The 25,210-nt window shown below is 65.1% G+C and carries 28 protein-coding genes; 14 read left to right on the top strand and 14 right to left on the bottom strand.

Features of this window, described 5'->3' with window-relative positions; genetic code table 11:
* The first annotated feature begins 62 nt into the window (after positions 1-62).
* Positions 63-869 (top strand): exodeoxyribonuclease III, encoded by an 807-nt coding sequence (locus AABF56_RS17785; RefSeq protein ID WP_272806961.1) that lies wholly within the window; start codon positions 63-65, stop codon positions 867-869.
* 150 nt (positions 870-1,019) lie between these two features.
* Here AABF56_RS17785 and AABF56_RS17780 read toward each other — a convergent pair whose 3' ends face one another.
* Entirely contained in the window at positions 1,020-1,475 is a 456-nt protein-coding gene (locus AABF56_RS17780) for a cyclic nucleotide-binding domain-containing protein (protein WP_272806960.1), read from the bottom strand.
* A gap of 70 nt (positions 1,476-1,545) precedes the next feature.
* The gene (locus AABF56_RS17775) at positions 1,546-2,229 is read right to left on the bottom strand and encodes a response regulator transcription factor (RefSeq protein ID WP_024271121.1); all 684 of its coding nucleotides are present in this window, start codon (positions 2,227-2,229) and stop codon (positions 1,546-1,548) included.
* A gap of 110 nt (positions 2,230-2,339) precedes the next feature.
* On the opposite strand from AABF56_RS17775, the gene AABF56_RS17770 reads away from it, so the two are divergent.
* Together AABF56_RS17770 and AABF56_RS17765 are read left to right on the top strand one after the other, a co-directional pair.
* Positions 2,340-2,885, top strand: a complete 546-nt coding sequence (locus AABF56_RS17770) for a L,D-transpeptidase family protein (protein ID WP_272806959.1) — start codon at positions 2,340-2,342, stop codon at positions 2,883-2,885.
* A gap of 130 nt (positions 2,886-3,015) precedes the next feature.
* Positions 3,016-3,846 carry an aldo/keto reductase gene (locus AABF56_RS17765; protein WP_272806958.1) on the top strand — a complete coding sequence of 277 codons (831 nt, stop codon included), beginning with the start codon at positions 3,016-3,018 and terminating at the stop codon, positions 3,844-3,846.
* A 131-nt stretch (positions 3,847-3,977) separates the two neighbouring features.
* On the opposite strand, the gene AABF56_RS17760 is transcribed toward AABF56_RS17765, so the two are convergent.
* From AABF56_RS17760 to rplS, 6 genes are all read right to left on the bottom strand, one after another.
* The gene (locus tag AABF56_RS17760) at positions 3,978-4,526 is read right to left on the bottom strand and encodes a SixA phosphatase family protein (RefSeq protein ID WP_272806957.1); all 549 of its coding nucleotides are present in this window, start codon (positions 4,524-4,526) and stop codon (positions 3,978-3,980) included.
* Between the two features lie 38 nt (positions 4,527-4,564).
* Positions 4,565-5,974, bottom strand: coding sequence for a 3-isopropylmalate dehydratase large subunit (leuC, locus tag AABF56_RS17755; protein WP_272806956.1), 1,410 nt, complete (start codon positions 5,972-5,974; stop codon positions 4,565-4,567).
* 72 nt (positions 5,975-6,046) lie between these two features.
* On the bottom strand, positions 6,047-6,244 hold the full coding sequence (locus AABF56_RS17750; protein ID WP_272807547.1) for a hypothetical protein: 198 nt from the start codon (positions 6,242-6,244) through the stop codon (positions 6,047-6,049).
* Positions 6,241-7,047 (bottom strand): amino acid ABC transporter permease, encoded by an 807-nt coding sequence (locus AABF56_RS17745; RefSeq protein WP_272806955.1) that lies wholly within the window; start codon positions 7,045-7,047, stop codon positions 6,241-6,243. Before AABF56_RS17745 ends, AABF56_RS17750 begins: the two co-directional genes overlap by 4 nt.
* 9 nt (positions 7,048-7,056) lie before the next feature.
* Positions 7,057-7,854, bottom strand: coding sequence for a transporter substrate-binding domain-containing protein (locus AABF56_RS17740; protein ID WP_272806954.1), 798 nt, complete (start codon positions 7,852-7,854; stop codon positions 7,057-7,059).
* Positions 7,855-8,004: 150 nt separating this feature from the next.
* Complete coding sequence (gene rplS / locus AABF56_RS17735) at positions 8,005-8,523, bottom strand: 50S ribosomal protein L19 (protein WP_244769288.1); 519 nt, start codon at positions 8,521-8,523, stop codon at positions 8,005-8,007.
* 405 nt (positions 8,524-8,928) lie between these two features.
* Between rplS and AABF56_RS17730 the strand changes: the two genes are divergently transcribed.
* Complete coding sequence (locus AABF56_RS17730; protein ID WP_272806953.1) at positions 8,929-9,675, top strand: sulfite exporter TauE/SafE family protein; 747 nt, start codon at positions 8,929-8,931, stop codon at positions 9,673-9,675.
* Here AABF56_RS17730 and trmD read toward each other — a convergent pair.
* From trmD to ffh, 5 genes are all read right to left on the bottom strand, one after another.
* Positions 9,657-10,352 carry a tRNA (guanosine(37)-N1)-methyltransferase TrmD gene (trmD, locus tag AABF56_RS17725; protein WP_272807529.1) on the bottom strand — a complete coding sequence of 232 codons (696 nt, stop codon included), beginning with the start codon at positions 10,350-10,352 and terminating at the stop codon, positions 9,657-9,659. The two genes, AABF56_RS17730 and trmD, sit on opposite strands and share 19 nt — an antisense overlap.
* A gap of 1 nt (position 10,353) precedes the next feature.
* The gene (gene rimM / locus AABF56_RS17720; protein WP_272806952.1) at positions 10,354-10,932 is read right to left on the bottom strand and encodes a ribosome maturation factor RimM; all 579 of its coding nucleotides are present in this window, start codon (positions 10,930-10,932) and stop codon (positions 10,354-10,356) included.
* Between the two features lie 115 nt (positions 10,933-11,047).
* Complete coding sequence (rpsP, locus tag AABF56_RS17715) at positions 11,048-11,413, bottom strand: 30S ribosomal protein S16 (protein WP_272806951.1); 366 nt, start codon at positions 11,411-11,413, stop codon at positions 11,048-11,050.
* 36 nt (positions 11,414-11,449) lie between these two features.
* Positions 11,450-11,773: a chorismate mutase gene (locus tag AABF56_RS17710; protein WP_064331777.1), complete on the bottom strand. Its 324-nt coding sequence runs from the start codon at positions 11,771-11,773 to the stop codon at positions 11,450-11,452.
* An 11-nt stretch (positions 11,774-11,784) separates the two neighbouring features.
* Positions 11,785-13,341, bottom strand: coding sequence for a signal recognition particle protein (gene ffh / locus AABF56_RS17705; protein ID WP_272806950.1), 1,557 nt, complete (start codon positions 13,339-13,341; stop codon positions 11,785-11,787).
* A gap of 266 nt (positions 13,342-13,607) precedes the next feature.
* On the opposite strand from ffh, the gene AABF56_RS17700 reads away from it, so the two are divergent.
* The 9 genes from AABF56_RS17700 to AABF56_RS17660 all read left to right on the top strand — a co-directional run bounded on the left by AABF56_RS17700 (position 13,608) and on the right by AABF56_RS17660 (position 23,915).
* Entirely contained in the window at positions 13,608-13,967 is a 360-nt protein-coding gene (locus AABF56_RS17700) for a DUF1428 domain-containing protein (protein WP_272806949.1), read from the top strand.
* Positions 13,968-14,028: 61 nt separating this feature from the next.
* Positions 14,029-15,111, top strand: coding sequence for an MBL fold metallo-hydrolase (locus tag AABF56_RS17695; RefSeq protein ID WP_272807528.1), 1,083 nt, complete (start codon positions 14,029-14,031; stop codon positions 15,109-15,111).
* 79 nt (positions 15,112-15,190) lie between these two features.
* Positions 15,191-16,090 carry a diaminopimelate epimerase gene (gene dapF, locus AABF56_RS17690; protein WP_272806948.1) on the top strand — a complete coding sequence of 300 codons (900 nt, stop codon included), beginning with the start codon at positions 15,191-15,193 and terminating at the stop codon, positions 16,088-16,090.
* Positions 16,087-17,364 (top strand): tRNA (N(6)-L-threonylcarbamoyladenosine(37)-C(2))-methylthiotransferase MtaB, encoded by a 1,278-nt coding sequence (gene mtaB / locus AABF56_RS17685; protein WP_272806947.1) that lies wholly within the window; start codon positions 16,087-16,089, stop codon positions 17,362-17,364. The genes dapF and mtaB overlap by 4 nt, the downstream gene beginning before the upstream one ends.
* 14 nt (positions 17,365-17,378) lie before the next feature.
* The gene (gene ftsY, locus AABF56_RS17680) at positions 17,379-18,902 is read left to right on the top strand and encodes a signal recognition particle-docking protein FtsY (RefSeq protein WP_272806946.1); all 1,524 of its coding nucleotides are present in this window, start codon (positions 17,379-17,381) and stop codon (positions 18,900-18,902) included.
* Positions 18,899-19,549, top strand: coding sequence for a septation protein A (locus AABF56_RS17675; RefSeq protein WP_272806945.1), 651 nt, complete (start codon positions 18,899-18,901; stop codon positions 19,547-19,549). Before ftsY ends, AABF56_RS17675 begins: the two co-directional genes overlap by 4 nt.
* A 116-nt stretch (positions 19,550-19,665) precedes the next feature.
* Entirely contained in the window at positions 19,666-21,228 is a 1,563-nt protein-coding gene (locus AABF56_RS17670) for an alkaline phosphatase D family protein (RefSeq protein WP_272806944.1), read from the top strand.
* Positions 21,229-21,362: 134 nt separating this feature from the next.
* A complete protein-coding gene (typA, locus tag AABF56_RS17665) occupies positions 21,363-23,192 on the top strand; it encodes a translational GTPase TypA (protein WP_272806943.1) in 1,830 nt (609 codons plus the stop codon).
* Between the two features lie 216 nt (positions 23,193-23,408).
* The gene (locus AABF56_RS17660; RefSeq protein ID WP_244769301.1) at positions 23,409-23,915 is read left to right on the top strand and encodes a GNAT family N-acetyltransferase; all 507 of its coding nucleotides are present in this window, start codon (positions 23,409-23,411) and stop codon (positions 23,913-23,915) included.
* A gap of 16 nt (positions 23,916-23,931) precedes the next feature.
* On the opposite strand, the gene AABF56_RS17655 is transcribed toward AABF56_RS17660, so the two are convergent.
* Positions 23,932-24,534, bottom strand: coding sequence for a hypothetical protein (locus tag AABF56_RS17655; protein ID WP_272806942.1), 603 nt, complete (start codon positions 24,532-24,534; stop codon positions 23,932-23,934).
* A 134-nt stretch (positions 24,535-24,668) separates the two neighbouring features.
* On the opposite strand from AABF56_RS17655, the gene ppa reads away from it, so the two are divergent.
* A complete protein-coding gene (gene ppa, locus AABF56_RS17650; protein ID WP_064331766.1) occupies positions 24,669-25,205 on the top strand; it encodes an inorganic diphosphatase in 537 nt (178 codons plus the stop codon).
* Positions 25,206-25,210 lie beyond the last annotated feature (5 nt).

Raw genomic sequence — 25,210 nt, 5'->3', positions numbered from 1 at the left:
CATGCGCTAAGACGCCCCGACCGGCCCGTGAAAACGGGCCGGGTGTTTTTGAGGGCGATGGCATGGCACTTTCGATTGCGACCTGGAACATCAACTCCGTGCGGCTGCGCATGCCGCTCGTCGAGCATTTCCTGAAGACCTTCTCGCCGGACATCCTGTGCCTGCAGGAAACCAAGTGTCCGAACGATCTCTTTCCGTCCAAGCCGCTGAAGGCGCTGGGCTACGAGCATATCGTCATGCACGGCCAGAAGGGCTATCACGGCGTCGCCACCGTCTCCCGCCTGCCGCTGACCGAACTCGTCGAGCGGCGCGACTATTGCGGCGTCGGCGATGCGCGCCATGTCTCGGTGCTCTTCCATCACCGGGGTAAGTCGATCCGCCTGCACAATTTCTATGTGCCGGCCGGCGGCGACGAGCCGGATCGTTTGATCAACCCGAAATTCGGCCACAAGCTCGATTTCATCGAGGAGATGAAACTGCTGCACGCCGAGGCCGAGGCCGGCATTTCCTCGATCCTCGTCGGCGACCTTAACATCGCCCCGCTGGAGCACGACGTCTGGTCGCACAAGCAGCTCCTCAGGATCGTCAGCCACACGCCGATCGAGACGGAAGGCCTCATCGACGTCATGACCAAGGGCGCCTGGGTCGACCTCATGCGCCGCAAGGTGCCTGCCCACGAAAAGCTCTATACGTGGTGGAGCTACCGCTCGGCCGACTGGGTCGCCGCCAACAAGGGGCGCCGCCTCGACCATATCTGGTCCTCCGCTGACCTGGAGCCGCATCTCAGCAACATCGCGGTCATCCGCGAGGCGCGTGGCTGGGAACGGCCGTCCGACCATGTGCCGGTGATTGCGGAATTCGATTTTTAAGGGATTGCCCCTCACCCTAACCCTCTCCCCGCAAGCGGGGAGAGGGGACCTGCCTCACAAACGGGTATTTGTTGGGGAAATCGGTGCGGCATATCCCTTCGCCCCGTTTACGGGGAGAAGGTGGCCGGCAGGCCGGATGAGGGGCCTGCCTCAGGCAAACCGCCCGGCAAGCCCCCGCATCTGGCTGATCATCGCCGAAAGGTTTTCGCGGATGCGTGCGTCCACGAGAATGGCAACGTCGGGATATTCCTCCAGCATGCGGCGGAAGAGTGGGCGGTTGATACGGATGACCTCGCTGTCTTCCGTCGCCACGGCCGTATATTTGCGCTCCACGGCGGAAATCATCGCGAGCTCGGAAAGCAGCGTGCCGGCGCCGGCCGTGCCCTCGTCGCGCGTCGTTCCGTCCCGGAGCGTCGAGGTGAGCCGGAACGACCCATAGGCGACGACGAAGCCGCAATCGGCCGAGGTGCCCTCGCGAAACAGCGTCTGCCCCTCCACCAGCCGCCGGCGCTCGGCGCCGAAGGCCATCAGCCGCAGCTTGTCGTCGGCGAGGCCGGCGAAGAGCGGCACGCGGGAAAGAAGGGCGATGTCGTCGCTGAGACCCACGGCGGGCGTTCCTCAAAAGCACGTCCAGGAAAAGTGTAAAGCGGTTTTCCGTTCGGAGTTGCGTGAAAAGCTAAGGTACGATCTTGTAACCGCCGTTCTCTGTCACGAGAATCTCCGCATTGGAAGGGTCCCGCTCGATCTTCTGGCGCAGGCGATAGACATGGGTCTCCAGCGTGTGGGTCGTGACGCCGGAATTGTAGCCCCAGACCTCTTCGAGCAGCACGTCGCGCGTCACCACCTTCTGGTCGGCGCGGTAGAGGTAGCGGATGATCGCCGCCTCCTTCTCCGTCAGGCGGATCTTCTGGCCGTTTTCCAGCGTCAGCAGCTTCTGGCCGGGCTTGAACGTATAGGGGCCGACGGTGAAGGTGGCGTCCTCGCTGCTCTCGTGCTGGCGCAGCTGGGCGCGGATGCGCGCAAGCAGCACGGCAAAGCGGAAGGGCTTGGTCACGTAGTCGTTGGCGCCGGCCTCGAGGCCCAGGATCGTGTCCGAATCGGTGTCGTGCCCGGTCAGCATGATGATCGGCGCCTTGAAGCCGCCCTTGCGCAGCAGCTTCACGGCTTCGCGACCGTCCATGTCCGGCAGGCCGACATCCATGATCAGGAGGTCGATCTGATTGGCGCGGGCGGTCTGTATGCCCTTGCCGGCGGTGGTTTCCTCGAGCGTCGAGAACTCCTCGTAGAGCGAAAGCTGCTCGACGAGCGTCTCGCGCAGGTCGTTGTCGTCATCGACAAGAAGGATTGTGCGGGATGTCATGCTTTACCTCTCGGCATTCCTCTGGAAAGTAAGGGAATTGGGACTTTTGGCAAGCCCGCCCATGGCTTAGCCAGTCAGGTTACCACAAGGCGCGAATATGGCGGAGCGACATGAGCCGGATCACATCTGCTGAACATTGCGTGAAGACGATCCTGGTGCGCCCGGCGCCGGGCAGGAAGAGCCGCGCCATCGTCCAGGTCGGCCCCCTGCGCCTGCCCGCCGCCATCGGCCGCTCCGGGCGAACCAGCCGCAAGCGCGAGGGCGACGGCGCGACGCCGATCGCCGCCATGCCGCTTCTCTCCGGCTTCCTGCGCGGCGACCGGCTGCCCCAGCCGCAAAGCGCCCTGCCGCTCCGGCGCATCCGACCCGCCATGCTGTGGTGCGACGCGCCGAAGCATCCGTCCTACAACCGTCTTGTCCGCGCGCCCTTCAAGCCGAGCCATGAGGAGATGCAGCGCAAGGACGAGCTCTACGACATCTGCCTGGTGCTCGACTGGAACGTGACCGCGCGCCGCCGCCATGCCGGCTCGGCGATCTTCTTCCACCTCATCCGCCCCGGCTATGAGCCGACGGCCGGCTGCATCGCCCTTGCACAACGTGACATGCTGCGCATCCTGCCGCATCTGCGGCGCGGCACGGTCGTGCGGGTGCTCTGAGGATTTTACCGAGGTGGGCTGAAATGCTGCGATGCGGAACCTATATCAGCCTCGACCGTCGCCGGGCTTCAAGGCGCCACGGGAAACCCGCCCGGGTTCAAGCACGCCATTTTTTCACGGAGAGATTCTGATGAGCGATCAACCGACAATCCTGTTTCACGACGGCAACAGCATTCCCCAGGTCGGCCTCGGCGTCTGGCAGACCCCGAACGACACGGCCGTGACCGCGGTCAAGGCCGCGCTTGACGCCGGCTATCGCCATATCGACACGGCCGCGATCTATGAGAACGAAGCGGGCGTCGGCGAGGGCATCCGCGCCTCCGGCATTGCCCGTTCGGAGATCTTTCTCACCACGAAGCTCTGGAATTCCGACCAGGGCTACGATGCGACGCTGAAGGCCTTCGACGCCAGCCTGAAGCGGCTCGGCACCGACTATGTCGATCTCTACCTCATCCACTGGCCGGCGCCGAAGCGCGATCAGTATGTCGACAGCTGGAAGGCCTTCATCCAGCTCCAGAAGGAAGGCCGCGCCCGCTCGATCGGCGTGTCCAACTTCTATCCGGAGCACCTGCAGCGCCTGATCGACGAGACCGGCATCACCCCGGTGATCAACCAGATCGAGCTGCATCCGGACTTCCCCCAGAAGGAGGCCCGCGCCTATCACGACAAGCACCGGATCGTCACCCAGTCCTGGAGCCCGCTCGGCCAGGGCACGCTGCTGGAAAACCCGGTCGTCGCCAAGGTCGCGGCAAAACACGGCCGCACGCCGGCGCAGGTCATCACCCGCTGGCACATCGACAACGGGCTGGTGGTGATCCCCAAATCCGTGACGCCGTCGCGCATCGTGGAGAATTTCAAGGTATTCGACTTCAAGCTCGACGACGAGGACATGGCGACCTTCGCGAGCCTCGAAAAGGACGGCAAGCGCATCGGTCCCGATCCGATGACGGCGACGTTCTAAGCCAGCCAAACCGCAAAACCTCTCCTCCGTCATGCTCGGGCTTGACCCGAGCATGACGTGGAGGGTGGGGTGACGGGCGTCGCTGATACGCGCTGATGGCTGCATTGGGGCGGCTTGGCCGCCCGTTTCGTCTATGGCAGCGTCCTCGGCGTCACGAAGCTTTCGAGCCGGCCTGCTCCGGGCGCAATGTCCGTCCACGTCTCGATGTCGAAAGCGATGACGGCAAGCCCCGCCGTCGGGAATTTTGTCCGTAGCCGCGCCAGCGCCGTTGCCTCGCCCTGCGGCGCGAGCAAGGCCGCCACATCCTCGAAACCCGGATTGTGACCGATGACGAGCAGCGTCTCGCTCTCCGCCGGCGCTTGCCGGATCGCCGCGAGGACGGCCGCCGGTTCGGCTTCGTAGATCGACGCCACCGTGCGGGACGGGCAAGGCTTTGCGAGGGCCGGCGAGACGAGGGCCCAGGTTTCCTGCGTGCGCCGGGCCGAGGAGACCAGCGCGAAATCCGGCTCAAGGCCTTCCGACACAATATAGGCCCCCATGCGCGGGGCATCGCGGCGGCCGCGATCGGCGAGGGGGCGGGCGTGGTCTTCGACGCCCTCGGGCCAGGCGGACTTGGCGTGGCGGAGGAGGAGAAGGCGTTTCACGGGAATCTCTCCTTCAAACGAGAAGGCCGGGAGCATGCTCCCGGCCCTCTATCACGATGGCGATGAAGCCGTGATCACTTCCAGTCGCGGATATCGACGAAGTGGCCGGCGATCGCGGCGGCGGCGGCCATGGCGGGCGAGACGAGATGCGTGCGGCCCTTGAAGCCCTGGCGGCCCTCGAAGTTGCGGTTCGAGGTGGAGGCGCAGCGCTCGCCCGGCTTCAGGCGGTCGTCGTTCATGGCGAGGCACATGGAGCAGCCCGGCTCGCGCCAGTCGAAACCGGCTTCCTTGAAGATCCTGTCGAGGCCTTCGGCTTCCGCCTGCTCCTTCACGAGGCCGGAGCCCGGGACGATCATGGCATCGACGGTGGAGGCGACCTTCCTGCCCTCGACGACGGCGGCGACGGCGCGCAGGTCCTCGATGCGGCCATTGGTGCACGAGCCGATGAAGACACGGTCGATGGCGATGTCGGTGATCTTCGTGCCCGGCTTCAGGCCCATATAGTCGAGCGCGCGCCACTTGGAGGAGCGCTTGGTCTCGTCCTCGATATCGTCGGGGTTCGGCACGACACCTTCGACGGAGACGACGTCCTCCGGCGAGGAGCCCCAGGAGACGATCGGCGGCAGGTTGGCGGCGTCGAGCACGACGACGCGGTCGAAATGCGCGCCTTCCTCGGTGTAGAGCGTCTTCCAGTAGTCGAGCGCCATCTCCAGCGCCTTGCCCTTGGGCGCGCGCGGCTTGTCCTTGATGTATTCGAAGGTGGTCTCGTCCGGCGCGATGAGGCCGGCGCGGGCGCCGCCTTCGATCGTCATGTTGCAGATCGTCATGCGGCCTTCCATCGAGAGCGAGCGGATCGCCTCGCCGGCGAACTCGATGACGTGGCCGGTGCCGCCGGCGGTGCCGATCTCGCCGATGATGGCAAGGATGATGTCCTTGGCCGTCACGCCTTCGGGAAGCTTCCCGTCGACGCGCACCAGCATGTTCTTCGCCTTCTTCTGGATCAGCGTCTGGGTGGCGAGGACATGCTCCACCTCGGAGGTGCCGATGCCGTGCGCCAGCGCGCCGAACGCGCCGTGCGTGGAGGTGTGGCTGTCGCCGCAGACGATGGTCATGCCCGGCAGGGTAAAGCCCTGCTCGGGGCCGACGATGTGCACGATGCCCTGGCGCACGTCCTTTTCGGAATAGTATTCCACGCCGAAATCGGCGGCGTTCTTGGCGAGCGCCTCGACCTGGATCCGGCTTTCCTCGTTCTTGATGCCCTGATGGCGGTCCGGCGAGGTGGGAACGTTGTGGTCGACGACGGCGAGCGTCTTTTCCGGCGCGCGCACCTTGCGGCCGGCCATGCGCAGGCCCTCGAAGGCCTGCGGCGACGTCACTTCGTGAACGAGGTGACGGTCGATGTAGAGAAGACAGGTTCCGTCTTCCTGGCGGCTGACGATATGGTCGTCGAAAATCTTGTCATAGAGGGTACGGGGTGCGCTCATGGCTCTTCATCCGCTTGGCATGTTTAGGGTACAGGAATTTGGCGAGCGCGTGGCTCGCAGGATCGAGAGCGATCAGGATAGGCGGCTGATAAGCGCGCCGAAGACACGCGCAAAGAAGCGTGCCGGCAGGCGCTTGTGATCCTGCAGCACGACGACATGCTTTTCCGTGCATCCGAACTTGGATTCCATGCCCCGCATATAACGATTTTTTGACGGCACGGCAAGTTGATGCGCGGCGACCGTCTGATCATCCGTGCGCGCAGGGATCACGTCCGCCGGAGACGTCTTTCCAGCGCCCGCAGGGCCAGGGAAAGGCCGATCGTCAGGATGAGGTAGACATAGGCGACGATGGAATAAGTCTCGAAGAAGCGAAACGAGCCCGACGCGTAGACCTTGCCCATCTGGGTGATGTCCGCGACGCCGAGCACGGAGACGAGCGAGGAATCCTTCACCATCGCCACGAAGTCATTGCCGAGCGGCGGCAGGATGACGCGCACGGCCTGCGGAAAGACGACGAGGCGGAAGCGCTGGAAGCGCGACAGGCCGAGCGCCTTCGCGGCCTCGATCTGCCCCTTGTCGACGGACTGGATGCCCGCGCGAAAGACCTCGGCGATGAAGGCGGAATAGCCGATCATCAGCGCGATGATCGCCCGCCACATCAGCGAGAGGTCGCGCACCTGCACCGGTTCCAGGTAGCCGGCGGCAAGGAGCGGGCCGATCGCGAAGTTGATCACCGCCACCAGCGCCGGGGCGCCGACGAAGGCGATGTAGAAGAGCAGGACGAGCACCGGCACGCCCCGGATCACCTCCGTGTAGAAGCGGGCGATCTGGCGCAGCACCTTGCTTTCGGAGAGCGCCATCAGGGCGACGGCGAGGCCGAGCAGGGTGGCGAGCAGGAAGGCGACGAGGGTCACGAAGATCGTCACCCACAGTCCCTTCAGCACGACGCTGAACACCTGCCTGTAGAGGTCATTGGCAATGATGACGCCGGCAAGCGCCAGCGCGATGACGCTGAGGGCGACCAGCCACCAGGGATAGTCGCCCTTCGCCGTATCAGGGGAAGCGGGAGCCATGACTGCCCGTCACTCACCCATCTTGTAGTCGAGGAACCACTTCTTGTTGAGGCTTTCCAGCGTGCCGTCCGCCGTCAATGCCGCGATCGCCGCGTTGACCGGGGCGACGAGATCGGAGCCCTTCGGGAAGATGAAGCCGAAGTCCTCGGTGCCGAGCGGCCCGCCGACCACCTTGAGCTTGCCGCCCGAGGCGTCGACATAGCCCTTGGCCGCGACGCTGTCGGTAAGCACCAGGTCGACGTCGCCGGCCTGCAGCGCCTGCACGGTCGCGCCGAAGGTTTCGAACAGCTTGATGCGCGGGTTCTGCTCGTTGCCGTCGAGGATTTCATAGACGGCGGTGTAGAAGGGCGAGGTGCCGGGCTGGGCGGCGATCAGGCCGTCGTTCAGCGCCGCGAAGGATTTCGCGTCGTTGAAGCGCTCCTCGTCGCCACGCACCAGCATGAACTGCTGCGAACGCATGTAGGGGTCGGAGAAGTCGACCTTCTCCTTGCGGTCGTCCTTGATGGTGATGCCGGTCATGCCGATATTGTACTGGTTGTCGGAGACCGCCTGGATCATCGTGTCCCAGCTGGCGTTCTGGTATTCGACCTTGAAGTTCAGCCGCTTGGCGATCTCGTTCATCGCGTCATATTCCCAGCCGATCTGCTCGCCCGACTTCGGATCGACGAATTGCAGCGGCGGATAGGCGTTTTCCGTAACGACGACGACGGTCTTGCCGCCGAGGTCGGGCAGGTCCGTGGCAAAGGCGAGAGCGGGCATGAGGGCGGCGGCGGCAAGGCCTGCGAGAACGGCGCGGCGGGAAAACATCGAAACAGGCTCCTGAAATTGTGGCGGCGGAACACTCTCACAGGTTCAGGCAGGGAGGCAAGCACGGCGCTTGCGTGCAAAGGCTTTTCCGTAAAACAAAAAAGCCGCCGGCAAGGCCGACGGCTTCTTCGAATGGATGCGGCTGCCGGATTATTCGGCGGCGGCTTCCGCGGCCTTTGCGGCCTCGGCAGCTTCTGCTGCGGCCTTTTCAGCGGCGAGCGCCTGGGCGGCTGCCACCTTCTCGGCCTCGAGACGTGCCTTTTCCTCGGCAATAGCCTGACGCTCGGCATCGTTCAGCTTGCGGGCGCGCGTGCCGGTGTTCTCGACGATACGAGCCGACTTGCCGCGGCGATCGCGCAGGTAGTAGAGCTTGGCGCGGCGGACCTTGCCGCGGCGCACGACGTCGACGCTTTCGACGAGCGGCGAGTAGATCGGGAAGACGCGCTCGACGCCTTCGCCGTAGGAGATTTTGCGAACGGTGAAGCTCTCGTTGAGGCCGCCGCCGGAACGGGCGATGCAGACGCCTTCATAGGCCTGCACGCGGGTACGCGAACCTTCCGTGACGCGCACGTTGACGCGGACGGTGTCGCCCGGGGAGAATTCCGGGAGGGTGCGCTTGGCTTCGATCTTCGCGGCCTGTTCGGCTTCGAGCTGCTGGATGATGTTCATCGGTCTAACCTTCTGGTTCTTCTGAAACAGCCAGAGCGCTCGACGGTCACCTTCCGGGGCATGGCCTCTAAGGTTAGTCCGTTGCCGGACGGAGCGGATTCGCCATTCTTTGATTGCAGGTCGGCGGGAGTAATCCCAAATCCGTGCGGGCCAATACACCAAACGAACCGGCTTGTCATCCCCTAAAGCACATCGCGACCTTTCCGATACCCTCCTTGCGCTTCAGGGCCTTGGTTTTTCGCATGCCGCTGTCGCAAAACCGCTGCGCATTTTTGCGCGACATGCCGCAACGGCAAAAGAAACCGCGCCGGAAGGGCGGTTCTTCGGGCCTTGCCGCCCTTCCGGCGCCACGCTATCACGCGCTTGAGGAGGGCGCGGCCACAGCCGCCGTGCCAGGGGAGCATCATGACCGTTGTCGACGCCATCTTTCTGTTCATCGCGGGCTTCCTCTCCGGCGTGGTAAACGCCATCGCCGGCGGCGGCACGTTCCTGACCTTCGGCGCGATGACACTGACCGGCCTGCCGCCGATCGTCGCCAACGCCACCTCTTCGATCACCCAGTTTCCCGGCTACGTCACCTCGACGCTCGCCTATGCCAAGGAAATCCGCGCCGACTGGAAGGAAGCGCTGCTGCTCGGCGCGCTGTCGCTTGTCGGCGGCCTTGCCGGGGCCATGCTGCTGCTCTCGCTCTCCAATCCCTCGTTTCGTGCGCTGGTGCCGTGGCTCCTGCTGGCGGCGACCGCGATCTTTGCGGCCGGACCCTATCTCAAGCCCAGGACGCTGAGCCCGGAAAAGCCGATCTCGCCGCTCGGCCTTGCCCTCCAGGGCATCACCTCGATCTATGGCGGCTTTTTCGGTGCGGGCATGGGCATCATGACGCTCGCCGTGCTGGGCCTCACCAAAGGCGGCGACTATCACAGGCTGAACGCGCTGAAGAATTTCGTCGCCGTCGTCATCGCGGCCATGGCGATTGTCGTCTTCGCCAGCGGCGGCGTGGTCGGTTGGCCGCAGGCGGCGGTCATGGTGCCGGCGGGCGCGATCGGCGGCTATGCCGGCGTCTGGGCGGCGCGGCGCGTGCCGCAGCCGGTCATCCGCGGCCTAGTGGTCGCGGTCGGCCTCGCGCTGACGGTCTATTATTTCGTGACAGGCTGAGCGGGGAGAAGGTCGGGCCGACGCGCGCGCGTCAACTGTTCCGCCTCCTCGCGCCGCCATTTCTCGATCGCCGCGTGGTGGCCGGAGGTGAGAACGCCAGGGATCTCCATGCCTTCCCAGACCTGCGGGCGGGTATAGTGCGGGTGCTCCAGCAGCCCGCCCTCGAAGCTCTCGTGTTCGCCCGAAAGCGCATTGCCCATGACGCCCGGCAGGATGCGCACCACGGCGTCGAGCAGGATCATCGCCGCCGGCTCGCCGCCGGAGAGTATGTAATCGCCGATCGAGACCTCTTCGAGCTGCCGCCCGTCGATGACGCGCTGGTCAACGCCCTCGAAGCGGCCGCAGACGATGACGGCGCCGTCGCCTGCCGCCAGCTCCCGGACGCGGGCCTGCGTCAACGGGCGCCCGCGCGGGCTCATCAGCAGGCGCGGGCGGCTGTCGCCTTCAGAGGCGTGGTCGATGGCGCGGGCAAGCACATCCGGCTTCAGCACCATGCCGGCGCCGCCGCCGGCCGGCGTGTCGTCCACCGTGCGGTGGCGATCGGTGGTGAAATCGCGGATCTGCACGCAGTCGAGCGCCCAGTCGCCGCGCGCGAGCGCCTTGCCGGAGAGCGACTGCCCGAGAAACCCCGGGAACATCTCCGGATAGAGCGTCAGGATGGTGGCGCGGAAAGCCACGTCACTCTCCGCCGTCGTCTTGCGGCGGACGGCGGCGCCGGCTGCCCGGGCCATCGTTTCCGTCATCCTCCAGGCCGGCGGCGACGGCGTCGATCAGAAGGCGCCCGCCTTCGAGGTCGATCTCCAGCACGGCCGCTTCGGAGAAGGGAATGAGCACGGGCCGCTTGCCCGGCCCCTTGAGTTCGAGAAGGTCGCCCGCGCCGAAATCGAAGATGCCCGTCACCTTGCCGTGGCTGCGGCCGGCGGTATCGACCGCTTCCAGCCCTTCGAGGTCGGCATAGAAGAATTCGTCCTCGTCCAGTTCCTCGTCCGGCAGGTTGTCACGTTCGATATAGAGGTCGGTGCCGGTAAGCGCCTCGGCGGCATTGCGGTCGTTGATGCCGCGAAAGCGCACCACGACGACATTCTTCGCCTCGCGCACTTCGAGCACCTCGAAGGAGCGGCCGTCCTCGGTATGGAGATGGCCATAGTCGCCGATCGCCGTCGGGTCGATCGTATAGGATTTCACGCGGACCTCGCCGCGCAGGCCCTGTGCCGCGCCGACGGTGCCCATGAGGACGGGATTTTCCAGTTTCGCCATGGTTCGGTTCCGTGTGTTTCGGGACGCCTAGGCTTTATTATGTTCATGCCAAGGCTCCAAATGAAAACGGGCGGCATGAAACACGCCGCCCGTTTTCTGGAAAAGCCGCGAAGGATTATTCGCCGGCGGCGGCAGCAGCGGCGTCTTCTTCCTTCTGCTTCTTCTCGGCAGCGCGCTCGAGGGCCTTCTTGCCCGGCTTTGCCTTTTCCGGGTTGTTGCGGGCGTCGCGCTTCACGACGCCGGCTTCATCGAGGAAGCGGGCAACGCGGTCGGTCGGCTGGGCGCCCTTGGCGAGCCATTCCTTGGCGCGGTCGGCGTCGATCTGCACGCGGCCCGCGTCGTCCTTGCCGAGCATCGGGTTCCAGGAGCCGAGCTTTTCCAGGAAACGGCCGTCGCGCGGCGAGCGGGCATCGGCAACGACGATCTGGTAGTACGGGCGCTTCTTGGAGCCACCGCGGGCGAGACGGATTTTCAGGGACATGTCATTACTCCTTGGATGTGACGTGAGCCGCTTTTCTCAAGCGGTGTTCTGGTTTGCGCCGCTGTGCTCAGCGGCAATGGCTTCATGGTGCCGGATCACCTCGCGGATGATGAAGTTCAGGAACTTCTCCGCGAAATCCGGATCCAGATTGGCATCCTTCGCCAGGCGGCGAAGGCGTTCGATCTGGTATTCCTCGCGCGCCGGGTCGGCCGGCGGCAGTTCATGCGTCGCCTTGAGCACGCCCACCGCCTGGGTACAGCGGAAGCGTTCGGCGAGCATATGCACAAGGGCAGCGTCGATATTGTCGATCGATTGCCGGTATTCCCCCAATTGCTGCTTGACCTTCGGATCGATCGTCATGCCGCGTCCCCTCACTTCTTCTTCGGCAGGCCGGGAAGGCCCGGAAGGCCGCCGAGACCGGGCAGGCGTCCGCCGCCGAGGCCCGGAAGGCCGCCACCGCCAAGGCCCGGCAGGCTGCCCGGCTTGATGCCGGCCGCTTCCGCCTGCTTGGCGAGCGCCTCAAGCTGCTTCGGATCCATCTTGGACAGGTCGGGCATGCCGCCCATGCCGCCGCCAAGGCCCATCTTGCTGGCAAGGCCGCCCATCATCTGCTTCATCATGCCGCCCTTCTTGCCGCCCATCATCTTCATCATGTCCGCCATCTGGCGGTGCATCTTCAGAAGCTTGTTGATGTCGCTGGCATCGGTGCCGGAGCCGGCGGCGATGCGCTTCTTGCGGGAATGCTTGAGCATGTCGGGATTGGCGCGCTCGGCCTTGGTCATCGAGTTGATGATGGCGATCTGGCGGCCGAACAGCTTGTCGTCGAGGCCGGCGGCGGACATCTTGTCCTTCATGCCGGCCATGCCGGGCATCAGCCCCATGATGCCGCCCATGCCGCCCATCTTCTGCATCTGGCGCAGCTGGTCGGCAAGGTCGTTGAGGTCGAACTTGCCCTTGGCCATCTTGGCGGCCATGGCGGCCGCCTTCTCGGCGTCGATGTTCTCCGCCGCCTTCTCGACGAGCGAGACGATGTCGCCCATGCCGAGGATGCGGTCGGCGACGCGGCGGGGGTGGAATTCCTCCAGCTCGCCCATCTTCTCGCCGACGCCGATCAGCTTGATCGGCTTGCCGGTGACGGCGCGCATGGAAAGGGCCGCGCCGCCGCGGCCGTCGCCGTCCATGCGGGTGAGGACCAGGCCGGTGATGCCGACGCGGTCGTCGAAATTGCGGGCGAGGTTGACGGCATCCTGACCGGTCAGCGCATCGGCGACGAGCAGGATCTCGTGCGGATTGGACTTCCGCTTGATCTCCGCCATCTCGATCATCAGCGGTTCGTCGATATGGGTGCGGCCGGCGGTGTCGAGGATGACGACGTCATGGCCGCCGAGCTTTGCGGCCTGCACGGCGCGGGCGGCGATATCGGTCGGCGACTGGCCGGCGATGATCGGCAGGGTATCGATGCCGGTCTGTACGCCGAGCTGGCGAAGCTGCTCCTGCGCGGCCGGGCGGCGCGTGTCGAGCGAGGCCATCAGGACCTTCTTCTTGTCGCGCGTCTTCAGCCGGTTGGCGATCTTGCCGGACGTCGTCGTCTTGCCGGAGCCCTGCAGGCCCACCATCATGATGACGACGGGGGCGGCGGCGTTGAGGTCGATGGAGACGCCTTCGGAGCCGAGCATCGAGACCAGCTCGTCATGCACGAGCTTGACGACCATCTGGCCGGGCTTGATCGACTTCAGGATTTCCGCGCCGACGGCCTTTTCGCGCACGGCATCGGTGAAGGAGCGCACCACTTCCAGCGCCACGTCCGCTTCGAGAAGCGCACGGCGGACCTCGCGCAGCGCCGCCGAGACATCGGCCTCGGAGAGCGCGCCACGGCCTGTCAGTCCATTGAGAATGGAGCCAAGGCGGTCCTGGAGTGTTTCAAACATCACGTCTTCCTTCTTGTTTCCACGTCTGGCGGAAACATCGGTTCCATCCGCGCCAAAAACAAGACGCAAAGCCGAAAAGCACCCGAGGGCGCATCGCGCTGTCGGGTGTTGACCTCCGGGATCTCTTTATACCTCAATGGGTCCCGGTCGGCGGCTTCAAGCATCGTCACTTGTCGCGGATGCGGCGGCTTAAACAGCAAAGGGGCCGGAAAGTCAAGGACGCACCGGATCATGCCGGCGCGCGCTGCTCGAGAGGAGTTTCGCTCATGTACATTGCAGGCTTGGTAATCCCCGTGCCCGCGGAAAACAGGCAGGCCTATCTCCGGTGGGCGGAAAACAGCGCGGCGATCCTCAAGGATTATGGATGCCTGGAGATCGTCGAATCCTGGGAGGACAACGTGCCCGATGGCGCTCACACCGATTTCCGCCGCGCCGTCGACGCGAAGCCGGGCGAAAAGATCGTCTTCACCTGGCAGGTCTGGCCCGACAAGGCGACGCTCGATGCCGCCGAGGCGAGGTTGCGCACCGACCCGCGTACGAAAGCGATACCGGCGGACGTTCCCTTCGATTCAAGGCGCCTGATCCTCGGCTGCTTTGCGCCGATCCACACGATGGGCCGGACGTAAAATTCATGCGAGTCTGCGTCGGCGCATTGCAGTGCGACGGCGCGCGACCTATCTTTCGCCGATGAACCGTCGGACGTTCCTCAAATGGTCGGGCATCGGTGCGCTGGCGACGCTCGCCGGCGGGGGCTTTGCGAGCCGCAGCCTTGCCGCCAAGCGCTATTATGACGGGCCGCTCAGCGACCATTTCGACGGCACGCATTTCTTCAACCCGAACGGCGAGGAGCCGAACAGCTTTTTCGAGCTGATGCGCTGGCAGTTCGGGGGCGGGCGCTCTGCCTGGCCGCTCGACTGGCCGAGCCCCTTTCCATCAGCCGTGCCGGAAGCGCGTATCGCCGGCGGTCGCCTCGTCGTCACGCTGGCGGGCCATGCGGCGCTGCTCATCCAGACCGCCGGCCTCAATATCCTGACCGATCCGGTCTGGAGCGACCGCGCAAGCCCGTTCACCTTCGCCGGGCCCAAGCGGGTCAACCCACCGGGCATCTGCCTTGTCGACCTGCCGAAGATCGACCTCGTGCTCGTCACGCACAATCATTACGATCATCTCGACCTTGCGACGCTGAAAGCGCTCGCCGAACGGGACGATTGCCGGATCGTCACGCCGCTCGGCAATGATCGCATCATCGTGCCGACGGTCGACAGGGCGCGCATAACGACCATGGACTGGGGTAGCGCGCTGACGGTGGCTGACGGGGTGACGCTCCATTGCGAGCCCTGCCACCACTGGTCGGCGCGCGGGCTCGGTGACCGGCGCTTGGCGCTCTGGTCCGCCTTTCTCATCGAGACGCCGGGCGGAAAGATCTACCATGTCGGCGATACGGGCTTTCACCAGGGCATCAACTACCGGGCGATCCGCGAGAAACATGGGCCGATCCGCCTCGCCAACCTGCCGTTCGGTGCCTATGAACCGCGCTGGTTCATGCGTCCGCAACACCAGAACCCGGACGAGGCGGTTCAGGGCATGGTGGCCTCCGGTGCGGCCTATGTGGCCGGCCACCATTGGGGCACCTTCCGGCTGACGAACGAGGCGATCGACGAACCGCTCGCCGCGCTGGAAGCGGCGCTCGATGCGGCCGGCATCGCCCGCGAACGGTTTCGCGCGCTGCGGCCGGGCGAAGTGTTCGATGTTCCCGCTGCCGCGGTCTGAGCAAGGCACTGGAAATCCGCGGGACTTTCCGCCATATACGGCCGCAACGGGCGCGTTCGGCCCGGATGGGCAGAGTGTAATGACAAAGACGGTCGATTTCGCGAAGATGAACGGACTGGGAAACATGATCCTGGTCGTGGACATGCGCGGCCGCAGCGATGCCGTGACGCCGGAAGCGGCGATCGCGCTCAACGCCGATCCCGCCACCCGCTTCGACCAGATCATGGCGATCCACGATCCGCGGGTCGATGGAACGGACGCCTTCATCGACATCCTCAATTGCGATGGCTCCAAGGCGCAGGCCTGCGGAAACGGTACGCGTTGCGTCGTGCAGGCGCTCGCCGCCGAAACGGGCAAGAAGGTCTTCACCTTCCAGACCGTCGCCGGCATCCTGAATGCCGTAGAGCACGAGGACGGCACGATTTCCGTCGACATGGGCAGGCCGGTCTTCGACTGGAACCGCATCCCGCTCGCTGAAGAATTCTTCGACACGAGCCGGATCGAACTGCAGATCGGGCCGATCGACGCGCCCGTGCTGCATTCGCCGGCCGCCATGTCGATGGGCAATCCGCATGCCGTCTTCTGGGTCGACCGCGATCCGATGAGCTTCGAACTCGAACGCTTCGGCCCCCTGCTGGAAAACCATCCGATGTTCCCCGAAAAGGCGAATATCACGCTGGCGCAGGTGACGTCCCCCACCTCCATGACGACCCGCACCTGGGAGCGCGGCGCCGGCCTGACGCTCGCCTGCGGCTCGGCTGCCTGTGCTGCCGGCGTTTCCGGCGCGCGCACGGGCCGCACAGGCCGCAAGGTCGCGATTACCGTCGCCAGCAGCCCGAACCGCGGCGTGCTCACCATCGAATGGCGCGGGGACGATCACGTCGTCATGACCGGGCCGGCCGAATGGGAGTGGTCGGGCATGCTCGATCCTTCGACCGGCGCCTTCCGCCGGGATGACGCCGAGGCGGCCGCCCTTTGAGCGGCGTTGCGGTCATAACCTTCGGCTGTCGGCTCAACACCTACGAATCGGAAGTGATGCGCGCCGAGGCCGAGAAGGCGGGGCTGAACAATGCCGTGCTGGTGAACACCTGCGCCGTGACGGGCGAGGCCGTGCGCCAGGCGCGCCAGGCGATCCGCCGGGCCCGGCGGGACAATCCGCATGCCCGCATCATCGTCACCGGCTGCGCGGCGCAGACGGAGAAGCACACCTTTGCCGACATGCCGGAAGTCGACGCGGTGCTCGGCAACGAGGAGAAGCTGAAAAGCGCCGCCTACCGCGCGCTGCCGGATTTCGGCGTTTCGTCGGAAGAGAAGCTGCGCGTCAACGACATCATGAGCGTGCGCGAGACCGCGCCGCAGATGGTGAAGCTGATCGACGGCCATGTGCGCGCCTTCGTGCAGGTGCAGAACGGCTGCGACCACCGCTGCACCTTCTGCATCATCCCCTATGGCCGGGGCAATTCCCGCTCCGTGCCGATGGGCGCGGTGGTCGAACAGGCGCGAAAACTCACCGAGAGCGGCTACTGCGAGATCGTGCTGACCGGCGTCGACGCCACCAGCTACGGCGCGGACCTGCCGGGCCGGCCGAGCCTCGGCTCTCTCGCCAAGACGCTGCTGAAGCAGGTGCCGGACATCCGGCGTCTTCGCCTCTCCTCGATCGACAGCATCGAGGCGGACGACCACCTCTGGGACCTCGTCGCCGACGAGCCGCGCTTCATGCCGCATCTGCATCTGTCGCTCCAGCATGGCGACGACCTGATCCTCAAGCGCATGAAGCGCCGCCATTCCAGCGCCGACGCGCGGGCCTTCTGCGGGCGGGCGCGCGCGCTTCGCCCGGATGCCAGTTTCGGCGCGGACATGATCGCCGGTTTCCCGACCGAGACGGAAGACATGTTCGCCAATGCGGCGCGGCTTGCGGAAGACTGCGGCATCGCCCATCTGCACGTCTTTCCCTACAGCCCGCGCCCCGGCACGCCGGCCGCGCGCATGCCGCAGCTCGATCGCGCTTTGGTCAAGGACCGCGCCAGCCGCCTGCGCGAGACTGGAAAACGGCTCGCCGAGGCCCATCTCGATTCCATGATCGGAAAGCGGGAGATGATCCTCGTCGAGAACAACGGCCTTGCCCACACGGAAAACTTCACGCTCGTCGATGCCGCGGGCCTCAAGCCCCGCGACCTTGTGCCGGTCACGATCACCGGCCACAATGGAAAACACCTGACGATGCGGCCCGAAACCGCCCTCTCGCATAACTAGCGGACACATCCTTCATGGCCCTCGGCTTCATCAAGAAGATCTTCACCTTCGGAAAAGACACCGCCCCCGAGCAGAAGCCGGAGGCGGAAGCGCCGGCCGTCGAGCCGAAGGTCGCCGAGGTCGTGCCTGAACCGGTCGCGGAAAGCCCGGAACCTGCCGTCGTGGGGGAGCGGGACGCGCTGCTCGACGAGGCGGAGGCCGCCAATCCCGAAGCCGCGCAACATGTGCCCGACGAAGCCGAGCCGGACATCTATCCGCTGCCGCACGCTCCGGATCTGCCCGTTGCGGAAGACCCGGTCGCGCCCGCCGAGATGGAGACTGCCGGTGGTCCGGCGGATGACGTGCCGGCGTCCGAGATGGCGGAGGATGTTGTCGAGGAAGAGCCCGCCGCTCCCGTCGAGGAGATCGTCGAGGCGCAGCCCGTAGCGGCGGTGGAAGAGGTTGCCGAGCCGGAGGACGAATTCGTTCCGGCCGAAGAAGCGGCGCCTGCCGAGGCGGAGGACCCGGTCCTCGAAGAGGCGATCCGCAGCGAGCCGAAGGCCGAGGCGCCCGCCCTGCCGAAAGGGTTTGCGACGGCAGCGCGCGAACCTGTCTTGGACGTCCCGGCGCCGCAGGTCAAGCGCACCTGGTTCCAGCGCCTGCGCGAGGGGCTTGCCCGCACCTCCTCGCAGCTCACCGGCCAGATCACCAGCCTCTTCACCAAGCGCAAGCTCGACGACGATACGCTGCAGGACCTCGAGGACCTGCTGATCCAGGCCGATCTCGGCGTGGAGACGGCGCTGCGCATCACCGACACGCTCGCCTCCGAGCGCTATGGCAAGGACGTCACGGGCGCGGATGTGTCGCGCATCATGGCGAGCGAGATCACCAAGGTCCTCGGTCCCGTCGCCAAGCCGCTGGCGCTCGACCTCAACCACAAGCCGCATGTCATCCTCGTCGTCGGCGTCAACGGCACCGGCAAGACGACGACGATCGGCAAGCTCGCGGCCAAGCTCTCGGGCGCGGGCCTGAAGGTGATGATGGCGGCGGGCGATACGTTCCGTGCGGCGGCCATCGAGCAGCTGAAGATCTGGGCGGAGCGCACGGGCTCCGACATCGTCTCCTCGAAGCTCGGCGCGGATGCGGCGGGGCTCGCCTATGAAGCCTATGAGCAGGCGAAGCTGAAGAAGAGCGACGTCTTGATCATCGACACGGCCGGCCGCCTGCAGAACAAGACGGAGCTGATGGCGGAGCTGGAGAAGATCGTGCGCGTGCTCGGCAAGCTCGATCCGGATGCCCCGCACACGGTGCTCCAGACGCTCGATGCGACGACCGGGCAGAATGCCATGAACCAGGTGGAGATTTTCCGCAATGTCGCGGGCGTGACCGGCCTGATCATGACAAAATTGGACGGTACGGCCCGCGGCGGCATCCTTGTGGCGATTGCCGCCAAGCACAAGCTGCCGGTCTATTTCATCGGCGTCGGGGAGGGGATCGACGATCTCGAACCCTTCGAGGCGAAGGATTTCGCGGAAGCGATCGCAGGAGTTGAGGCATGAGCAAGGCAACGCTGGACGCCCCGGCCAAGGCGGAGGAGAAGATCAGCCCGCTCCTCAAGATGGTGCTGGAGCTCGGGCCCCTCGTCGTCTTTTTCTTCGCCAATTCCCGCGGCGAGTGGCTGGCCGCGCAGTTTCCGGTTCTGGCCGAAATGGGCGGACCGATCTTCATCGCTACGGGCCTCTTCATGGCGGCGACGGCGATCGCCCTCGTCGTCTCCTGGATCCTGACGCGCACCCTGCCGATGATGCCGCTGATCTCCGGCATCGTCGTCTTCGTCTTCGGCGCGCTGACGCTCTGGCTGCAGAACGATACCTTCATCAAGATGAAGCCGACCATCGTCAATTCGCTGTTCGGCGTGATCCTGCTCGGCGGCCTTCTCTTCGGCAAGTCGCTGCTCGGCTACGTCTTCCACGCCGCCTTCAGGCTCACCGACGAGGGCTGGCGCAAGCTCACGCTGCGCTGGGGCCTGTTCTTCGTCTTCCTCGCGGTGCTGAACGAGGTGGTGTGGCGCTCCTTCTCGACGGATTTCTGGGTGGCCTTCAAGGTCTGGGGCACCATGCCCATCACCATTCTCTTCACGCTGTCGCAGATGCCGCTGATCATGCGCCACTCCGTCGAGCAGCCGGAAGAGGGCAAGGTGCCCTGAGGCGCGTCATCGTCCTGTCACCGAATCTTGGGTGAACCGTCATCCTCCCGTTACCGGACTGACATGCCCGGGACTCATGGTCTGCCCGTCGATTCGCGGGCTTGGCCGGAGGTGGCATGGCGATTGTTCCCGAGACGCTGACACGGCGCTCGTTCCTTCTCACCGCAGGGGCAGGTGCGCTCGCGGCCTCCTCGGCGCTGGCCGTTCCCTACTATGCGCGGCGCCATGGCAGCCCGGTCTTTTCGCACGGCGTGCAGTCGGGCGATGTCGATTGCTCCTCCGGTATGGTCTGGGCGCGGGTGGACCGGCCGGCGGAGGTGACGCTGGAATATTCGACCACCGAGAGTTTCCTGAATGCCTCCCGCCTGCCTGTCGGGAAGGCGACGATCGCGTCCGACAACACGGTCAAGGCGATGCTGCAGGGTCTCCTGCCGGACCAGGACATCTTCTATCGCTTCACCGCCAGCGATCCCTATTCCAGCCATCTCGTCTCCGAGCCGGTCGTCGGGCGCTTCCGCACCGCGCCGATGCGCAGGCGCTCGGTGCGTTTCGTCTGGTCGGGCGACACCGCCGGGCAGGGCTGGGGCATCGACGATGTCGGCATGAAGACCTATTCGACCATGCTGCGGCACGAGCCGGATTTCTTCATCCATTCCGGCGACACTGTCTATGCCGACGGTCCGATCCCCGACGAGATCCGGCTGCGGGATGGCGGGATCTGGAAGAACCGCATCGTCACCGACGAGAAGCGCAACGTGGCGCGCACGCTGGACGAGTTTCGCGGCCAGTGGAAATACAATCTGCTCGACGAGCACCTTCTGTCTTTCAACACGCAATGCCCGACCTTTTTCCAGTGGGATGACCATGAGGTGCTCAACAACTGGTCGGAATCGAGTGACCTTTCCGGCGACCGGCGCTATCCGGAAAAGGAGATCGGCGTCTACGAGGCCCGCGCCCGGCGCGCCTTCCACGAGATGACGCCGATCCGCTATTTTCCAACCGAGCCCGGCCGCATTTTCCGCAAGATCGCCTACGGGCCGCTGCTCGACGTCTTCTTCGTCGACCTGCGCTCCTATCGCAGCCCGAACCGGGGCGGTACGGAAAACGGCCTGTTCGGCTGGCGGCAGGCGGATTGGCTGCGGCGGGAACTGGCGGCTTCGCGCGCCGTGTGGAAGGTCATCGCCTGCGACATGCCGCTCGGCCTCGTCATCTGGGACGACTATGCCAACAGCCTCGGTTACGAGGGTGTCGCCGATGGCCTCAACGGCCCGCCGGCGGCGCGCGAGCGGGAGATCGCCGATCTCCTCTCCTTCATGCGTGACAATGCGGTCCACAACGTCGTCTGGCTGACGGCGGACGTGCACTATACGGCCGCGCACCACTACGATCCGTCTCGGGCGAAATTCCAGGAGTTCCATCCGTTCTGGGAATTCGTCTCGGGGCCGCTGCATTCCGGCACCTACGGGCCGAAACCGCTCGACATGACCTTCGGGCCGGAGGTGCGGTTCATCAAGTCGTCCAGGGGCGGCATCGACAGCAACCTGCCGCCCTCGGCCGGCCTGCAATTCTTCGGCCTCGTCGACATCAACGGGACGAGCGAGGAAATGACAGTGCGCCTGATGGACCGGGAAGACCTTGAACTCTGGAACATCACGCTGCCGCCGGTGCGCGCCTCGTGAGGCCGGGCCCTGCGCGGCGCGGGCAACAGAGTTGCGCCCCGCCTCTTTCGCATTTGCGGAAAAACATGTAAGAGCCCGGCCATTGAAGACGGCGCCCCCCTATACCGCGCGCCCCGAACCTCAGAGATTAAACCATGTCCATCCGCAATATCGCGATCATCGCGCACGTCGACCATGGCAAGACCACGCTTGTCGACGAGCTCCTGAAACAGTCTGGCTCGTTCCGTGAAAACCAGCGCGTCGCCGAACGCGTGATGGACTCGAACGATCTCGAAAAGGAACGCGGCATCACCATTCTCGCCAAGGCCACCTCGGTCGAGTGGAAAGGTCACCGCATCAACATCGTCGACACACCCGGCCACGCCGACTTCGGCGGCGAGGTGGAACGAATCCTCTCGATGGTGGACGGCGCGATCGTCCTCGTCGACTCGTCGGAAGGCCCGATGCCGCAGACGAAGTTCGTCGTCGGCAAGGCTCTCAAGGTTGGTTTGAAGCCGATCGTCGCGATCAACAAGATCGACCGCCCGGACGGCCGCCACGAGGAAGTGCTGAACGAGGTGTTCGACCTCTTCGCCAATCTCGACGCCACCGACGAGCAGCTTGACTTCCCGATCCTCTACGGCTCGGGCCGCAACGGCTGGATGAACGTCAACCCGGAGGGCCCGACCGACGAAGGCATGGCCCCGCTGCTCGACCTCGTCTTGAAGCATGTGCCGGAGCCGACGGTTGCCGAAGGCCCGTTCCGCATGATCGGCACGATCCTCGAAGCCAACCCCTTTCTCGGCCGCATCATCACCGGCCGCATCCATTCGGGCTCGATCAAGCCGAACCAGACCGTCAAGGTTCTCGGCCAGGACGGCCAGCTCATCGAAAACGGCCGCATCTCGAAGATCCTCGCCTTCCGCGGCATCGAGCGCACGGCGATCGAAGAGGCCCATGCCGGCGATATCGTCGCCATCGCGGGCCTCACCAAGGGCACGGTCGCCGACACGTTCTGCGACCCCTCGGTTTCTGAAGCCTTGAAGGCGCAGCCGATCGACCCGCCGACCGTCACCATGTCCTTCATCGTCAACGATTCGCCGCTCGCCGGCACCGAGGGCGACAAGGTGACGAGCCGCGTCATCCGCGACCGCCTGTTCAAGGAAGCCGAAGGCAATGTCGCGCTGAAGATCGAAGAGTCGGGCGACAAGGATTCGTTCTTCGTCTCCGGCCGCGGCGAATTGCAGCTTGCCGTCCTCATCGAAACCATGCGCCGCGAAGGCTTCGAGCTTGCCGTGTCGCGTCCGCGCGTCGTCATGCACAAGGACGAGGCGACCGGCCAGATGCTGGAGCCGATCGAGGAAGTCGTCATCGACGTCGACGAGGAGCATTCCGGCGTCGTCGTGCAGAAGATGTCGGAGCGCAAGGCCGAGATGGTCGAGCTACGCCCCTCCGGCGGCAACCGCGTCCGCCTCGTCTTCTTCGCGCCGACCCGCGGCCTCATCGGCTACCAGTCGGAGCTTCTGACCGACACGCGCGGCACGGCGATCATGAACCGCCTGTTCCACGACTACCAGCCCTACAAGGGCGAGATCGGCGGCCGCGTCAACGGCGTGCTGCTCGCCAACGAAGCGGGCGAGGCCGTCGCCTACGCGCTGTTCAACCTGGAAGACCGCGGCCCGATGGTCATCGACGCGGGCGAGAAGGTCTATATGGGCATGATCGTCGGCATCCACACGCGCGACAACGACCTTGAAGTAAACGTGCTGAAGGGCAAGAAGCTCACCAACATCCGCGCCGCCGGCAAGGACGAAGCCGTCCGCCTGACGCCGCCGATCAAGATGACGCTGGAGCGCGCGCTCTCCTGGATCCAGGACGACGAACTCGTCGAAGTCACGCCGAAGTCCATCCGCCTGCGCAAGCTCTATCTCGACCCGAACGACCGCAAGCGATTCGAAAAGCAGCGCTCGGCCGGCGCGGCATAAGCGAAACGCATCCGAAGCGGAATATTTTCGAACCCCGGTCCCCTCACAATGGGCGCCGGGGTTTTTCATGTGTGTGTCATCGTTTTACGACTTGTGACGTTTGTTAAAAAAGCGTTAACTTTTCCGTGCGCCGCCCGGAACTCGCCTGTGGGCAAGGGAAGCCTCCGCGCCCTTGCGGGATTCCGGTGGAATCGGCGCCGGAATATGAGTCGTGTTATGAAGACACTGTCGATCGATGTGCGGCGCGCCGAGCCGCAGGACGCACGCGCGATATCCGAGACGCATCGGGTATCGTGGCTGCAGGCCTATGGCGGCCTCATTCCGCACAAGCCGCTTATCCAGATGGTCGACCGCCGGGGCGAGAGCTGGTGGCGCAAAGCAACGCGCGGTCCCGCGACCTTGCTGGTGCTCGACGTCGCCGGCACGGTGGCGGGTTATGCCACGCTCGGCCTCAACCGCGCCCGGGCGCTGCCGCAGGAAGGCGAGATCTACGAACTCTACCTGCGCCCGGAATACCAGGGCATCGGTCTCGGCCGCCTGCTCTTCGGCGAGGCGCGGCGGCTCCTGAAGTCGCTGGGCTGCGAGGGCCTGATCGTCTGGTGCCTGGAGGACAGCGAGCACGCCGAACGCTTCTTCCGCTCCGCCGGCGGGCGCGACATTGCCGAGGGCATGGAGAATTTCGGCGACAAGGAGCTGAAGAAGCTCGGCTTCATCTGGCCCTAGCGGATTTCGTGCACGCCTATTCGACAGCGGCAGGCAGGTGGCGCACCGGCTCGCCGGCCAGTTTCCCCCGCAGTCCATGCCATTGCGGCTCGTTCAGGCCGCAGGCGAAATCGTGCGCCTCTTCGTCCGCCACCTTGCGGGCGAGCGTGTTGGCGTCCTTGTTCTCCAGGGCGTCGATATAGCCGACGACGCAGCTCGTCGGGTTTTCCGCCGTCGCGATCGTCGAGACGACAAGGACCTGGCCGTAGCGCGTGTCGGTGTCGCTCGTCGTTTCCGGGTCGGAGACGAACCAGCGCACGATGGTCGCCACCGGCCTTCCCGCCGCGATGCGCCATTCGATCTTGGCGTTGGTGTGGTTGAACGGGCCGAAGCTCTCGAAGGCCTCGTCGAGCCAGGCCTTGCTGATCGGGCCGTAGGCCTGGCTCTGGCGGAGGTCGCCTTCCTTGAAATAGACCGCGAGATCCTTGTAACCGGCGCATTCAAGGGTGACGCTCGGGCCCTCGTCCTCCTGCGAAAGCGTCTTGCAGGCATCGAGGTTACGCTCGGAATAGGCGCTCTCGTTGGCCTTGGCGGCCGAGGCGGCGAGGGCGGCGGCAAAGAGAAGGGGCATCAGGCGCATGATCATCCTCCAGTCTTCAAGGAGACGGGGAAGGCGCGCCGTCTATTCGCCTCCGGCGAAAGTCATGTTGCGCTGCAATGGGATTCGCATTAGGAAGCCCGCGAACAGAACCATTCCACCTGAGGGAGCCCCCCATGCGTATCGATGCGATTTCCGTTGGCAAGAACCCGCCGGATGACGTGAACGTCATTGTCGAGGTGCCGGTCGGCGGCCATCCGATCAAGTACGAGATGGACAAGGAAGCCGGCGCGCTCGTCGTCGACCGTTTCCTCTATACGCCGATGACCTATCCCGGCAACTACGGCTTCGTGCCGCACACGCTCTCGGAAGACGGCGACCCGATCGACGTCCTGATCGCCAACACCCGCCCGCTCGTTCCGGGCTGCGTCATCAATGTGCGCCCGATCGGCGTCATGGTCATGGAAGACGATGGCGGCAAGGACGAGAAGATCATCGCCGTTCCGGTGCCGAAGCTGACGCGCCGCTACGACAAGGTCGAGAACTACACTGACCTGCCGGAGATCACGCTGAAGCAGATCGAGCACTTCTTCGAGCACTACAAGGATCTGGAGCCCGGCAAGTGGGTGAAGATCGCCGGCTGGCAGGACGTTACCGTCGCCAAGAAGATGATCCTGGAGGCCGTCGAGCGCTATCAGGCGAGCAAGAAGTAGGCGCT

The organism is Shinella sp. WSC3-e (assembly GCF_945994535.1).
GTDB lineage: Bacteria > Pseudomonadota > Alphaproteobacteria > Rhizobiales > Rhizobiaceae > Shinella > Shinella yambaruensis.
This window is presented reverse-complemented; position numbering and strand designations above follow the sequence as displayed.